13 protein-coding genes and 1 other RNA gene are annotated in these 13,490 nt (G+C 54.9%); 9 read left to right on the top strand and 5 right to left on the bottom strand.

Features of this window, described 5'->3' with window-relative positions; translation table 11 throughout:
- Positions 1-7: 7 nt before the first annotated feature.
- From AYK82_RS07360 to AYK82_RS07345, 5 genes are all read right to left on the bottom strand, one after another.
- Entirely contained in the window at positions 8-832 is an 825-nt protein-coding gene (locus AYK82_RS07360; RefSeq protein WP_068313439.1) for a TIGR00282 family metallophosphoesterase, read from the bottom strand.
- A 3-nt stretch (positions 833-835) separates the two neighbouring features.
- Positions 836-1,573: a 5-formyltetrahydrofolate cyclo-ligase gene (locus AYK82_RS17715; RefSeq protein ID WP_244265726.1), complete on the bottom strand. Its 738-nt coding sequence runs from the start codon at positions 1,571-1,573 to the stop codon at positions 836-838.
- A non-coding RNA gene (gene ssrS / locus AYK82_RS07355) (6S RNA) lies at positions 1,564-1,723 on the bottom strand. The genes AYK82_RS17715 and ssrS overlap by 10 nt, the downstream gene beginning before the upstream one ends.
- Positions 1,724-1,988: 265 nt before the next feature.
- On the bottom strand, positions 1,989-2,387 hold the full coding sequence (locus tag AYK82_RS07350) for a cell division protein ZapA (RefSeq protein WP_068313433.1): 399 nt from the start codon (positions 2,385-2,387) through the stop codon (positions 1,989-1,991).
- Positions 2,388-2,687, bottom strand: coding sequence for a DUF4164 domain-containing protein (locus AYK82_RS07345; protein ID WP_068313430.1), 300 nt, complete (start codon positions 2,685-2,687; stop codon positions 2,388-2,390).
- Between the two features lie 567 nt (positions 2,688-3,254).
- Between AYK82_RS07345 and tkt the strand changes: the two genes are divergently transcribed.
- The 9 genes from tkt (at position 3,255) to AYK82_RS07300 (ending at position 13,448) form a co-directional block, all read left to right on the top strand.
- Positions 3,255-5,255, top strand: coding sequence for a transketolase (tkt, locus tag AYK82_RS07340; RefSeq protein ID WP_068313427.1), 2,001 nt, complete (start codon positions 3,255-3,257; stop codon positions 5,253-5,255).
- 131 nt (positions 5,256-5,386) lie between these two features.
- Complete coding sequence (gene gap, locus AYK82_RS07335; RefSeq protein WP_068313424.1) at positions 5,387-6,394, top strand: type I glyceraldehyde-3-phosphate dehydrogenase; 1,008 nt, start codon at positions 5,387-5,389, stop codon at positions 6,392-6,394.
- 143 nt (positions 6,395-6,537) lie between these two features.
- Entirely contained in the window at positions 6,538-7,731 is a 1,194-nt protein-coding gene (locus AYK82_RS07330; RefSeq protein WP_068313422.1) for a phosphoglycerate kinase, read from the top strand.
- A 182-nt stretch (positions 7,732-7,913) separates the two neighbouring features.
- The gene (locus AYK82_RS07325) at positions 7,914-8,555 is read left to right on the top strand and encodes a thiamine phosphate synthase (protein WP_068313419.1); all 642 of its coding nucleotides are present in this window, start codon (positions 7,914-7,916) and stop codon (positions 8,553-8,555) included.
- A gap of 17 nt (positions 8,556-8,572) precedes the next feature.
- Positions 8,573-9,697 (top strand): tetratricopeptide repeat protein, encoded by a 1,125-nt coding sequence (locus tag AYK82_RS07320; protein ID WP_068313416.1) that lies wholly within the window; start codon positions 8,573-8,575, stop codon positions 9,695-9,697.
- A gap of 183 nt (positions 9,698-9,880) precedes the next feature.
- Positions 9,881-10,447, top strand: a complete 567-nt coding sequence (gene efp, locus AYK82_RS07315; RefSeq protein ID WP_068313413.1) for an elongation factor P — start codon at positions 9,881-9,883, stop codon at positions 10,445-10,447.
- 62 nt (positions 10,448-10,509) lie between these two features.
- Entirely contained in the window at positions 10,510-11,304 is a 795-nt protein-coding gene (locus AYK82_RS07310) for an inositol monophosphatase family protein (RefSeq protein ID WP_068313410.1), read from the top strand.
- Positions 11,305-11,433: 129 nt separating this feature from the next.
- The gene (locus AYK82_RS07305; protein ID WP_068313408.1) at positions 11,434-12,414 is read left to right on the top strand and encodes a flagellar motor protein MotA; all 981 of its coding nucleotides are present in this window, start codon (positions 11,434-11,436) and stop codon (positions 12,412-12,414) included.
- Between the two features lie 2 nt (positions 12,415-12,416).
- Positions 12,417-13,448, top strand: coding sequence for a peptidoglycan -binding protein (locus tag AYK82_RS07300; RefSeq protein WP_068313406.1), 1,032 nt, complete (start codon positions 12,417-12,419; stop codon positions 13,446-13,448).
- Positions 13,449-13,490: the final 42 nt, after the last annotated feature.

Here is a 13,490-nt window from a genome sequence, read left to right as displayed (position 1 = left end):
CGGTTGCCTAGCTGCCCCAGAAGCTGGGCATCACCTGCTCAAGCCGCCCCCCAAGGCGCACAGGCGATACCGCGGTTGCAAGCCCTGTCGCGTCGTCCGTCTCCACGGCAACCCCGCAAAGCGTCGCCGGCCCCATAGACGGCGTAAAGCGTCCACCCGGTATCTTACGCATAAACCGACTGACCGGCTCGTCCTTTTCCATACCAAGCACTGAGTTATAGTCTCCGCACATACCGGCATCGGAAAGGTAAGCTGTACCGCCATCCAGTATTTGATGATCCGCTGTTGGCGTATGCGTATGCGTTCCCACCACCAGCGAAGCTCTACCATCGCAAAAATGACCCATGGCCTGCTTCTCCGAAGTCGCCTCTGCGTGCATATCAATGATAATCGCGTCAGCAACTTGGCCCAGCGGACACTCATCCAAAATGCGGTCGATCGCCGCAAACGGGTCATCCAACGCATCCATGTAGACCCGGCCCATCACGTTCGCCACCAGCACATTAGCGCCATTACGTGCGCGGAAAAGGTGCGCGCCCCGCCCGGGAGATCCCACTGGGTAATTGGCAGGTCGCAACAAACGATCCTGTCGCTCAATATATACCAGCGTATCCCGTTGGTCCCACACATGGTTTCCCGTCGTGACCACGTCCGCCCCAGCATCCAGCACATCCTGCAGGATCTGCTCGGTTATCCCGAAACCGGCAGCGGCATTCTCGCCATTGACAACAACAAAATCGAGCCTGTTGCGCTCAACCAGCTCCGGTAGCCGCTCGATCACGATTGTCCGGCCCGCACGCCCGACCAGATCCCCTAAAAACAGCAGCCGCATTCCCTAAGTCCTTTGCTGGAGAAATCGTTTGAAGGCCTCGCTATACACCTCGAAGCCGTCTTCTGTCACCATGGCATCTAAATAACGATCATGTGCTTCCATGGGCACGTTGCCCACACGTTGGCAGGCAAAAGCCACTCCAATGGTAAACACCTGTTTCTCTTTTGAGAGGCTAGCCAGCGCCCGGTCGTAGAACCCGCGCCCATAACCTATCCTGCCCCCTTCACCATCGAAGGCCGCCAATGGCACCAACAGCACATCCGGCAAAACCACGCCATCTTTTGGCGCTTTTGTACCAAACCCAGCTGCAACAAGCTCGCTGTCTGGATGTAAGCGACGAAACTCCAAATCCTCGCCAACAACCGCAGGCAGGCACAACTCTGCCCCGCCCACACGCAGCGCGTCCATCAAAGGGCGGGGATCGGCTTCTTCGTGAATTGGCCAGTACCCGGCTACGCAAACTCCACCCAGCGCAGGTGCAATTGCAGCATGATCCGCAATGCCCATCGCCGCAGCTAGACGCATATCAAGCGGCAAACTGGCCCGACAGCCAAGCGCCATCAAGCGCAACTCACGCTTCTGCATCACAAGCATATGCGCGCCATCTGTTTCCTGATCGGTTCTGGAGATAGTCGCCCCCGTCTGGCTTAAATCCTGCGTTTTCCCTAGCAGACCAGCAAAGGCAAAACAAGCAAGCAACGGAAGTGCAGCCAATAAGGTATAAAGGAAAGTGCGCGCCACGATGGCCGTTGGAGACATGTGCATCCCGGAGAACCTACAATGTAGGTGGGCGCCGTTTAGTCCAGCCCACGAGCCGGTCCAGGGACAGCTCCCGAGGAAATGCGTAAGGCCCCGGGGATAGTTTGCTCCTGACAAACCACGCAGCAACGCTCCTATTCCTATAGGCTTGCCGCGGCAGAATTGCCAGAAAAAACGTTATGCGCTCAACAACTGCTTAGCGCCAAAAAAACATGACTGGACAACCGGTTGAACACCCGCGTCGCGTTAACTTACCCCTCTAGCCAGACAAGCGCTTTCGCGCGATAATAAATGCACTTCCCCAAAGCGCAGCAATAGACTCAGGCAGTGAAGTGCGCCTGCAAAAGCACACATATGTTCCAGCACGTTTCCTGAAGTTACAGCGCGGCAATCGCCTCTAGCTGCTACGATCCAGCTCATCGCCAGTTACAGCAGCCTGACCATTTGCAATATCGTTTGCCAGCTGAACCAGCTGCGCACTGGCAGCATCCAGCTTTTCAGCAAGCGCAGCATCGCTTTGTGCATAGGCCTGTTGCAGTGTCGCCATCCGCGCTTCTAGAGCTTCTTGCGCTTCTTGCAGTTGCGAAATCTTCTTTTCGGCTTCCGCCAGTTGGTCTGTCGCAACAATACCAGCCATCACGGTAAGACGCAGATCGCCTATCTCTCCAAAGCTACTACGAAGGCTATCGATGCTCTCGTCAAATCGCCCAGCAAGCCCGTGTAACCGGTTTTCTTCACCATCATCACAGGCCATGCGATAGGTGCGGCCATTTATCGTTACGGTGACTTGCGCCATCTAGCCCTGCCCCTGCCCGTCAAGAACGCTGCGGATCGTCTCCATTGCATTGACCAGCCTGCGCGACACATCACGATTAACCTCTACAAGCGAGTCGCAGCGTGCCTCGGCACGATCCAGCTTCGCCGCTAGCTCGGATCGATCCTCTCCCAAACGCAAGATGTCTTCTTCCAAACCTTCTAAAGACTTGTCTTTGGACAATCGATCACGTGCGCACCGTTGTACAGCGTCGATCGAACTTGTCAGCCGCTCCAACGCTTTGTTTACACCCTGCCGATTTTCCGTCAGTTCTTGCATCATGTTATGTGCGCACCCAGCTCCCGAATTTTTTATAGTTTATTCTTAATTTTGGCTAGTTTAGGGTCATCTGCGTTTGGTTTCAAACCCTGCAATGATCTGCCTTGCAAATCGATCTAGGCAAAAACGGTTTGACCCGCTATACCAATCCCCTCAAGTCCAGATCTTATGCACACTATATCGCGGATTAAGTAGTCGCACGCCCTGCGACATTCTAGCAAGTGTTCCAAGATACCTTTCTCGTCACCGGCACTAGGCGAAAACTTCTTTCACTCACTGGAAATATTTGCAATTTCATTCCACAAGATCACCATTTTTTATAAATTTCTGATTTACTAGTTCGCTGGCACGTCGCTTTCCTCTAGCGATTATTGAGCAATAAACACCGGCGAGACAGCTTGGGATTGATTGACTCAACCTCTCAACCTGATATGTCTCCTTTCCTAGATTGTTTAACTGCTCGCAGGCAACTCTTCGCGCTTAGGGGTAGAGGCGCGTGCTGGTGCGCAGCTGAATAATGGAATATGACCTTTTCACCGGCCACCCTGCCGGACGAGCAACGGGACAAAAATGACCGATCTCGAGAAACACCAGAGAATGGCCAATGCCATTCGTTTCCTTTCGATTGATGCTGTTGAACAAGCAAAGTCTGGCCATCCTGGCCTGCCAATGGGCGCCGCCGACATTGCCACTGTCCTTTTCACCAAGTTTTTGAAGTTTGATCCAAAAGCGCCAAACTGGGCCGACCGCGACCGTTTCGTCCTGTCCGCAGGTCACGGCTCTATGCTGCTTTACTCATTGCTCTACCTGCTGGGTTATGAAGATTTCACCATCGAAGAGCTGAAAAACTTCCGCCAGATGGGCGCGCTCACCTGCGGCCACCCTGAGTTCGGCCATGGCGCGGGCATCGAGACAACCACCGGCCCGCTCGGTCAAGGTCTTGGCAACGCACTTGGCATGGCGATCGCAGAGCGCATTCAGGCAAACCGCTTCGGCACAGGCCTTGTGGACCACCACACCTACGTACTTGCTGGCGACGGCTGCTTGATGGAAGGTATCTCGCAAGAAGCCATATCACTTGCAGGTCACCTGAAGCTGAATAAGCTTATCCTGATCTGGGACAACAATGGCATTACCATTGATGGCAAAGTTTCAGTGGCTGACAGCACCGATCAAGTTGCCCGCTTCAAGGCTTCGGGCTGGAACACGATCGAAGTAGATGGTCACGATCCAGAAGCCCTCGAAGCCGCGTTTGAAGCTGCCCACAAAGCAGACAAGCCAACCATGATTGCCGCTAAAACCACCATTGGTTTTGGTTCGCCAAACCGCGCTGGTACCAGCAAGGCACATGGCGCGCCGCTGGGGGCAGAAGAAATCGCCGCAACCCGTGCTGCACTGGGCTGGGAAGACGAAGCCTTCGACGTCCCCTCCGATGTTCTGGACGCTTGGCGCATTGCCGGTCTTCGCTCTGCCCAAGCGCGCAAGGACTGGGAAGCAAGCTTTGCCGCCAGCGACGCAGATCAGCGCGCCGAATTCGAGCGACGCAACCGCGGCGATCTTCCTGCGGGCTTTGAAGATGCAATTCTTGCCTACAAGCAAGAACTTGCCGAAACTCAGCCAACCATCGCAACTCGCAAAGCCTCTGAGGCTGTACTGGGTGTAATCAACGCTGTTCTGCCGGAGACCATCGGTGGCTCTGCCGATCTGACCGGCTCCAACAACACCAAAACCGAGCAGACCCTGCCGATCACCCCGGACGACTTCTCTGGTCGCTACATTCACTGGGGCATCCGCGAACACGGCATGGCCGCCGCCATGAACGGTATGGCCCTGCACGGCGGCATGATCCCTTATTCTGGCGGCTTCTTGGTATTCTCTGACTACTGCCGCCCGTCCATTCGCCTCGCAGCGCTGATGAAGCAACGCGTCATCCACGTCATGACCCACGATTCGATTGGTCTTGGCGAAGATGGTCCAACCCACCAGCCTGTGGAACACTATGCGGCCCTACGTGCCATTCCTAATGTGAATTTCTTCCGCCCTGCGGATATCACAGAAACTCTGGAATGTTGGCAGCTCGCAATCGAGAAAAAGCAGACCCCAAGCATTCTTGCTCTCACGCGTCAGAACCTGCCTTCTCTACGCCCGGTATTCGAAAAAGAAAACCTTTGTGCCAAAGGGGCTTATGTCATCTCAGACAGCGAACAAGAGCCACAGGTTACCCTGTTCGCAACGGGCTCTGAAGTTGAAATTGCCGTAGCGGCACAGAAACAGCTGGAAGGTCGCGGAATTTTTGCCCGTGTGGTCTCTGTCCCTTGCGTTGAATTGTTCGAGCAACAATCTGACGCATACAAAGCGTCAATTATTGGTGCTAGTGCTGTCAAGGTTGCGATCGAGGCAGGCATCCGCCAAGGCTGGGATCGCTTTATCGGCCCTGATGGAATTTTCGTAGGCATGGACGGCTTTGGCGCCTCCGCTCCCTACAAAGAGTTGTACGAGCACTTCGGCATCACCGCAGAAAATGTGGTTGCTAAAGTTGAAGAGCGCCTCGGCTCCATCGCTGAGGGCTAATTTAAGTTTCGTGCGCCAACCACCTCCCGGCACGGCGCACGATTTTTAGGACGGCTGGCCGACAGTGCCGGCATAACCTGAACCTGAAAGCGCCCTGAGAACCAGCGGCGCGACACCGAAAGAGGTTACACATGGCAGTAAAGGTAGCCATTAATGGCTTTGGTCGCATTGGACGTAACGTTCTGCGCGGTATTATTGAATCTGGTCGTACAGACATCGAAGTAGTAGCCATCAACGACCTCGGTCCGGTTGAAACCAACGCACACCTGCTACAGTTTGATTCTGTGCACGGAAAGTTCCCGGCCAAAGTAACCGTAGACGGCGACACCATCGATGTTGGCCGCGGCCCAATCAAAGTAACCGCAATTCGCGATCCAAAAGATCTGCCTTGGGGTGAAATGGGCATCGACATTGCAATGGAATGCACCGGCATCTTCACTGCAAAAGAAAAAGCTGCCCTGCATCTGGAAGCTGGCGCAAAGCGCGTTCTTGTTTCCGCTCCTGCAGCAGGCGCTGACAAGACAATCGTTTACGGCGTTAACCACGACACCCTGACTTCTGAAGATCTGGTTGTTTCCAACGCATCTTGCACCACCAACTGCCTATCTCCGGTAGCTCAGGTGCTTAATAAAGCTGTTGGCATCGAAAAAGGCTTCATGACCACCATTCACTCCTACACTGGTGATCAGCCTACTCTGGATACCATGCACAAAGACATGTACCGCGCCCGCGCTGCTGCTCTTTCCATGATCCCGACTTCTACCGGTGCTGCAAAAGCTGTTGGTCTGGTTCTGCCTGAGTTGGCTGGTAAACTGGACGGCGTTGCTATCCGCGTACCAACCCCGAACGTTTCCGTTGTGGATCTGGTATTCGAAGCGAAAAAAGACACCACCATTGAAGAAGTCAATGCGGCTATCAAAGCAGCAGCTGATGGTGAGCTGAAAGGCGTTCTGGGCTACACTGAAGTGCCTAACGTCTCCACCGACTTCAACCACGACCCACACTCTTCCATTTTCCACATGGATCAGACCAAAGTCATGGAAGGCCGCATGGTCCGCATCCTGACTTGGTACGACAACGAGTGGGGCTTCTCCAACCGCATGGCGGACACCGCTGTTGCGATGGCAAAGCTCATCTAATCTGACTAAGGGCCGCCCAGAGCGGCCCTTTTTCACTTATATACCAGGCATGCGCCGGGCTTCCCCCAAAACAGCCCGCGTGACGCTGCCACCCATTCGGCATAGTGCGCCCTACGCGCACCTTTGTTTTTCCGGAGAAAACCATGTCTTTCAAAACCCTCAATGATGCCGATCTCAAAGGCAAACGCGTCCTTACCCGTGTAGATCTGAACGTCCCAATGAAGGACGGTAAAGTTACCGACGCCACCCGTATCGAGCGCGTACTGCCGACCATTAAAGAAATCTCCGCAGCTGGCGGTAAAGTTATTCTGCTTGCTCACTTTGGCCGTCCTAAAGGCGCAAAAGTACCTGAAATGAGCCTCGCACCCGTAGCACCAGCTGTTGCTGAGCTGCTCGGCAAGCCCGTCGCTTTTGCAGACGACTGCATTGGCGAAAGCGCAAAAGCTGCTGTTGACGCCATGGCCGAAGGCGATGTGCTTCTGCTGGAAAACACCCGCTACTATGCTGGCGAAGAAAAGAACAACGCTGAGTTTGCCAAAGAACTGGCTGCCAACGGCGACATCTTTGTCAACGACGCATTCTCCGCAGCACACCGCGCCCATGGTTCAACCGAAGGTCTTGCCAAGCTTCTGCCCGCATTTGCTGGCCGTACCATGCAAGCCGAGTTGGAAGCTCTCGGCTCCGCTTTGTCAACTCCAGAGCGGCCGGTTCTGGCTGTTGTTGGCGGTGCGAAAGTTTCCTCTAAAATTGACCTGCTGGAAAATCTCGTTTCCAAAGTGGACATTCTGGTTATCGGCGGCGGCATGGCTAACACCTTCCTCGCTGCCAAAGGCGTAAATGTTGGCAAATCCCTGTGCGAGCACGATCTTGCCGACACAGCAAAACGCATCATGGCCGCTGCTGACAAAGCAGGCTGTGAAATCGTTCTGCCAGCGGATGCTGTTGTTGCATGGGAATTTGCAGCAAACACCAAGAACGAAACAGTTGCACTCGACGCTATCCCAGCAGACGCGATGATGCTCGATGTTGGCGCCGCTTCTATCGAAGTTGTTAAAGCCAAAATCGATGCCGCTAAAACGCTTGTATGGAACGGTCCGCTTGGTGCTTTCGAAATCGCGCCATTCGACAAGGCAACCGTTGCAGCTGCCCAGCACGCAGCAGCGCGCACCAAGGAAGGCAAGCTGAAAACAGTTGCTGGTGGCGGTGACACCGTTGCAGCGCTGAACCATGCCAAGGCAAGCGAAGATTTCTCCTACATCTCCACTGCTGGCGGTGCGTTCCTTGAATGGCTGGAAGGCAAAGAACTGCCGGGCGTTGTGGCACTGGAAAAAGCATAGGGTTGCACCGCCACTCGCGCAACCACCCACAGCGAAACCCATAAAAACCGGAGAGGGGCACTACGCCCCTCTTTTTTCGTTAGGAAACTTCATTTAAGACAACAGGCCATACTCCCGCCATCCACGAAGGGTAGCAGGGAGACACATACAACCTGAGCTGCTGCAACAAGGAGCAATCTACCGTGCATCCGCGCCTATTTCTGGTAACCCCTGCCCAGTTCGACCTAGAGACATTCACCCCGCAGCTGCAACAAGCGCTTAGCGGCGGCGATGTCGCCAGCGTGCTGATCTCCATGCCCGGCGCTCCCGAAGCAACGCTGCAAGCCGCGGCAAAGCAGCTCGTCCCGATGATTCAGGCTGCAGGCGCCGCGGCGCTCATTGAGAATGACACGCAAATCACCGGTCGCTCCGGCGCTGATGGTCTGCACATTTCCAGCGATCAGGCCGTGCTTGAAGAGCAGCTAGAAAACTTCGATGAGGACAAAATCCTTGGCTTTGGCGGCGTAAAAACCCGTCATGACGCTATGGTGGTCGCCTCCATGGGCATTGATTACATTTTCTTTGGCCTGCTACAGCTGGAGCAAAGCGAAGAACCGCACCGCAAATCAATCGATTTTGGCAACTGGTGGGCAGAAGTCTTCGAAACACCATGCGTCGTGCTCGCCGGAACCTCGCTTGCATCCGTTGCGACCGCAGCAGAAACCGGTGCGGAGTTTGTCGCACTGCGTGAAGCCGTCTGGAATCATCCAGAGGGACCAAATGCCGCTGTCGCCGCTGCCAACGCCACTTTGCAAACCTGCACCCTCGCTGAAGCAGAAGACTAAGGCGAAAGAGGTTGAGAATGGTGCTTCAACGTAAACATTGTTTGCTTGTCCCGTACGTGGCTCTTGCTTTTGCATTAGCTGTGCCTGCAAGCGCGGCCTCTCCAAACGAGGCAATCGTGCCGCAGCCGAAAAATGTGATCCCGACGCCCAAGGCGATCCCCGCACAGCAAACGCCGCAAACTGCACAGCCGAAGCACCTGCTGGTCTCCCCGCTGGAGCAGCTTCCGGTTTACAAGCGCACACCAGACTTGCCTGAAAATGCCGATCTCGCATACGGCGCCTTCCAGCGCGGCTGGTACCTGACAGCACTGGCACTGGCCACCAAGTTTGCTCAAAATGGCGATCGAGAAGCGCAAACGCTTATCGGCGTCATTTATGAAAGCGGCCGCGGTGTTGCCAAGGATAAGGCAAAAGCCAAACTATGGTACGAACTGGCCGCAAAGTCTGGCGATAACAAAGCTGCGCTGCGTCTCGGCGTTCTGCTTCTACAGGGGGAGCCAAGCACAGCTGAAAAACAAGTTGCTGTTACCTATCTTGAGCAGGCGGCAAAGGTAGAGCTACCAGAGGCCTTGTTCAATCTTGCACTGCTGTATGCAGAGGGGGATGCGGTTCCTCAAAATTTAAAGAAGTCACAGGATTTGCTAGAGCGGGCAGCAGAAGCCGGTGAAGTCGAAGCTATGTACCAACTCGCCCTCTCCTACCTCGCACAATCGCAGGACACATCAGAAATTCCTGAATTCGACCCATTACAAGCACAGTTGCGCGGTGCGTTCTGGATGGGCCGCGCAGCGCGGCGCGAACACATCAGCGCCCAAGTTCATTACGGCACGCTGCTGTTTAAGGGCGAAGGCGTTGTTCCCAATGAAAGTGAAGCGGCAGACTGGTTCCAGCGCGCGGCAGAAGCTGGAAATCCGATTGCTATGAATCGCCTTGCCCGCCTTTACGCCAATGGGCGTGGCAGGCCAATTGATCTTGTCGAAGCGCTGGCATGGCAATCGCACGCCTCCGCGCTTGGTATCAAGGATAGCGAGCTGGAAGAGCTGGCTTCTTCGCTGTCTCTTGAGCAACAGGAAGATGTGTTAGATCGAGCAAAGGAACTGGCGCAGCGCCTTATGCTGCCGCGCATCTCTTTCACAAACTAACCATCACATATCCTCTTGGAGATAACGGGGGCATCTGCCCTCTATATCTTGGCAAGGCTGCTTTTTGCTTGCAACTAAGCCTGTTTTATGTTGCACAGGCGGCCCAAAGGAATTTATACGGAAAACCAGATCTGACATCGATGGCGTTTTCCGCTTATCCCAACTCGATTGATTGGTAGCTCTATGAAACTCAACGGCAACGAAATTAAGCCAGGCAACGTCCTGCTGCACCAAGACACCCTCTGGGCAGTTGTAAAAGTCCAGCACGTGAAGCCGGGCAAAGGCGGAGCATTTGCGCAGGTAGAAATGAAAAACCTGCTGGATGGCCGCAAACTGAACGAACGCTTCCGCGCCACCGAAAGCGTCGAGCGTGTTCGCCTTGAGCAGAAAGACTTCCAGTTCCTTTACGAAGAAGGCGACATGCTGGTCTTCATGGATACCGACACCTACGAGCAGCTTGAGCTGCAAAAGGAATTTGTCGGCGAGCGCGCTGCGTTCCTGCAAGACGGCATGATGGTTACAGTTGAGCTGCACGAAGAAAAACCAATCGGCATCTCTCTGCCACAGCACGTCACCCTTGAAATCGTCGAGGCTGACGCTGTTGTAAAAGGTCAGACTCAGTCGTCCTCCTACAAACCGGCCAAGCTGGAAAACGGTGTGCGCTGCATGGTTCCGCCATTCATCACCACCGGTGAAAAAATCATTGTCGACACTGAAACCGTCGAATACGTCCGCCGCGCGGAATCCTAAGAGCAACAATTAAACAGGATGAGGCAGCCCCCCTGCCTCTTCCGATTAAAGGATCAAGAAAAATGGCGCGTACCGCCCTTCTTAACGTCATGGTGCAAGCAGCCACCAAAGCTGGCCGCTCTCTCGCCCGTGATTTCGGTGAGGTTGAAAATCTGCAGGTATCCCGTAAAGGCCCGGGCGATTTCGTCTCGCAGGCAGATACCAAAGCAGAGCAGATCCTGCGCGAGGAACTGCAGCGGGCCCGCCCGAAATTCGGCCTGCTGATGGAAGAAGGCGGCGAGATCGAGAGTAAGGACGGCCAGCATCGCTGGATCATTGATCCGCTAGATGGCACAACAAACTTCCTTCATGGTATTCCCATGTTCGCAGTCTCTATCGCGCTGGAGCGTCAGGGGCAAATCGTTGCGGCAGTGATCTACAACCCGATCATGGATGAACTCTACACCGCAGAGCGCGGCTCTGGCGCATTCTGTAATGACCGCCGCCTGCGCGTTGCCGCGCGTAAGGATCTGCCAGACTGCCTCATCGGCACCGGCATTCCGTTTATCGGCGTGGGCGATCATGGCCGCGCCCTAAAAGAAATCCGCCATGTCATGGGCGAAGTCGCTGGTATTCGTCGCTGCGGCGCCGCAGCACTGGATCTGGCATGGGTGGCATCCGGTCGCCTTGATGCATTTTGGGAAAATGGCCTGAACCCATGGGATATGGCAGCTGGCCTGCTTTTGATTCGCGAAGCAGGTGGCTATGTTTCTGATGCAAACGGCAAGCAGAAAATGTTTGAAACCAAGTCGGTTGTTGCAGGCAACGAGTTTACCCACTTGCAACTTCACGAGCTCCTCGCCAAGGCCTGTGCCTAAGATTTCCCTGCGTAAATCAACGCAGTGAAACGACAAATATACCAGAGCAGCGCGATTTCCGGTTTTCAAAGCCGCAGAAATCGCGCTATCAAGAACCATCCTTAATAAAAAAGTGATGCGCTCTGGACTATGGCACGCGAATACGATCCCTACAGCCTTTCGAGCCCGCAGGTTTACCTGTGGCGCATGATCATTTTCCTCATCATTGCAGGCTTTATCGCCTTCTTGCTGGTTGGACCGCTCTCAACTGCGTTCATGGCCAACCCGGCGCTAAATGGCCTCATCTTCGCCGTTGCTGCGCTTGGTATATTGCTTAGCTTTCGCCAGACACTGCGCATTTTCCCGGAAGTTAGCTGGGTAAACGGCTTTCGCATCGGCGATCCACGCCTAGAAGTGCGTCGCCCTCCCGTTTTGCTTGCTCCAATGGCGACTCTGCTGGGCAACAAAGCAGGCGATATGTCGCTTTCTCCAACCGCCATGCGCTCCATGCTCGATTCTATCGGCATGCGTCTGGACGAATCCCGCGAAATCTCCCGCTATCTTACCCGCTTGCTTGTGTTCCTCGGGCTGGTCGGCACGTTCTGGGGCTTGATGCAAACCGTTAGCGCGGTAGCAACTACGGTGCAAACGTTAAACGCTTCCAGCTCCGATGCCACCGTTATCTTTGAGGACCTTGTTGGCGGCATCACCGCTCAAATGAGCGGCCTTGGCATCGCATTTTCCTCATCCTTGCTTGGCCTTACCGGTTCGCTTGTTCTCGGCTTTCTGGATCTGCAGGCCGGTCAGGCACAAAACCGCTTCTACCAAGAGCTCGAAGATTGGCTCTCCACCCTCACCGACATCGATCCGGAAGAGGGCGGCATCGGCAACGCAGGCGCAGATATCCGTCACTCGCTAGAAAAGATCAGCCGCGCTGTCGAAGGTGGTACCAACGGCACCTCCGGCGCCGCTATGGCCAATCTCGCTGAAGGTATACAGGCCCTTGTCCAGCACGTGCGCTCCGAGCAAAAAATGATGCGCGAGTGGGCTGAATCTCAATCCATGCAACAGCGCCGTGTCGAACGCCTGCTAAAAACTTTGAACGACCAGCTTGAGCGCGAGAAAGGCTAAGCATGGCGGTAAGAAGCAAACGCGCTGAACGAGGCTCGGAAGATTATTGGCCCGGCTTTGTGGATGCCATGTCCGCTCTGCTGCTTGTCTTTATCTTCCTCTTGTCGATCTTTATGATCGCACAGTTTTTCCTTTCACAGCAGCTCACCGGACGCGACACAGTGCTTAACCGGCTGAATCAGCAAATCGCCGAACTGACAGAGCTGCTCGCCCTGCAAAAAGCCAATGTGGGCAGCCTTGAAGCCACCATCGCTTCTTTGCAACTCAATCTGGATGACGCCAACGAAGAAAAGAACCGCTTGCAAGGTTTACTGAGTGCCAGCGGCGGAGAGTTGGACAGCGCCGACGGACGGATTTCCAGCCTGCGCAACGCGCTGGAAAGCGAAAAGTCCATTTCATCGCGCGCGCTTGCGCAGGTAGAGTTGCTCAATCAGCAGATTTCCGCCTTGCGTCGGCAGATCGCCACTCTGGAGGCCGCTCTGGACGCTTCAGAGAAGCGAGACAGAGAAAGCCAGACCAAGATTGCAGATCTGGGCAAACGCCTCAATATAGCCCTCGCGCAGCGCGTACAGGAGCTCTCACGCTATCGCTCCGACTTCTTTGGCCGCCTGCGAGAAATTCTCTCAAAGCGCGCTGATATTGAAGTGGTTGGCGACCGGTTCGTCTTCCAGTCGGAGGTCTTGTTCTCCTCCGGTGATGATGAGATCAATCCGCAAGGGCGCGCCCAGCTCGATATACTTGCCGACGCTGTTCTGGAGTTGGAACAACAAATACCCGAAGGCATCAACTGGGTATTGCGCGTTGACGGGCACACAGATGACCGGCCTCTTTCCGGCAATGGGCGCTTTCGCAACAACTGGGAGCTTTCTGCAGGTCGTGCCATCTCCGTGGTTCGCTATCTGATTAGCAAAGGGGTGGAGCCAAACCGCCTCGTAGCAGCAGGCTTTGGCGAGTACCAGCCGCGCGCTACAGGCAACAGCCCTAGCGATCTTGCCAAGAACCGCCGCATCGAGCTTAAGCTCACACAGCGCTGATAGCTATAGAAAAAGCCGGGCACTTGCCCGGCTTTTACATAA

The sequence above is a fragment of the Polycladidibacter hongkongensis genome (assembly GCF_001561995.1).
GTDB lineage: Bacteria > Pseudomonadota > Alphaproteobacteria > Rhizobiales > Stappiaceae > Pseudovibrio > Pseudovibrio hongkongensis.
Note: the sequence above shows the minus strand (reverse complement) of the source record. Positions and strands in the feature narration are given on the sequence as shown.

Coding starts and splice junctions, on each gene's coding strand:
- AYK82_RS07360 (WP_068313439.1), bottom strand. CDS start 832: ATGCGGCTGCTGTTTTTAGGGGATCTGGTCGGGCGTGCGGGCCGGACA.
- AYK82_RS07350 (WP_068313433.1), bottom strand. CDS start 2,387: ATGGCGCAAGTCACCGTAACGATAAATGGCCGCACCTATCGCATGGCC.
- AYK82_RS07345 (WP_068313430.1), bottom strand. CDS start 2,687: ATGATGCAAGAACTGACGGAAAATCGGCAGGGTGTAAACAAAGCGTTG.
- tkt (WP_068313427.1), top strand. CDS start 3,255: ATGACCGATCTCGAGAAACACCAGAGAATGGCCAATGCCATTCGTTTC.
- gap (WP_068313424.1), top strand. CDS start 5,387: ATGGCAGTAAAGGTAGCCATTAATGGCTTTGGTCGCATTGGACGTAAC.
- AYK82_RS07330 (WP_068313422.1), top strand. CDS start 6,538: ATGTCTTTCAAAACCCTCAATGATGCCGATCTCAAAGGCAAACGCGTC.
- AYK82_RS07320 (WP_068313416.1), top strand. CDS start 8,573: ATGGTGCTTCAACGTAAACATTGTTTGCTTGTCCCGTACGTGGCTCTT.
- efp (WP_068313413.1), top strand. CDS start 9,881: ATGAAACTCAACGGCAACGAAATTAAGCCAGGCAACGTCCTGCTGCAC.
- AYK82_RS07310 (WP_068313410.1), top strand. CDS start 10,510: ATGGCGCGTACCGCCCTTCTTAACGTCATGGTGCAAGCAGCCACCAAA.
- AYK82_RS07305 (WP_068313408.1), top strand. CDS start 11,434: ATGGCACGCGAATACGATCCCTACAGCCTTTCGAGCCCGCAGGTTTAC.
- AYK82_RS07300 (WP_068313406.1), top strand. CDS start 12,417: ATGGCGGTAAGAAGCAAACGCGCTGAACGAGGCTCGGAAGATTATTGG.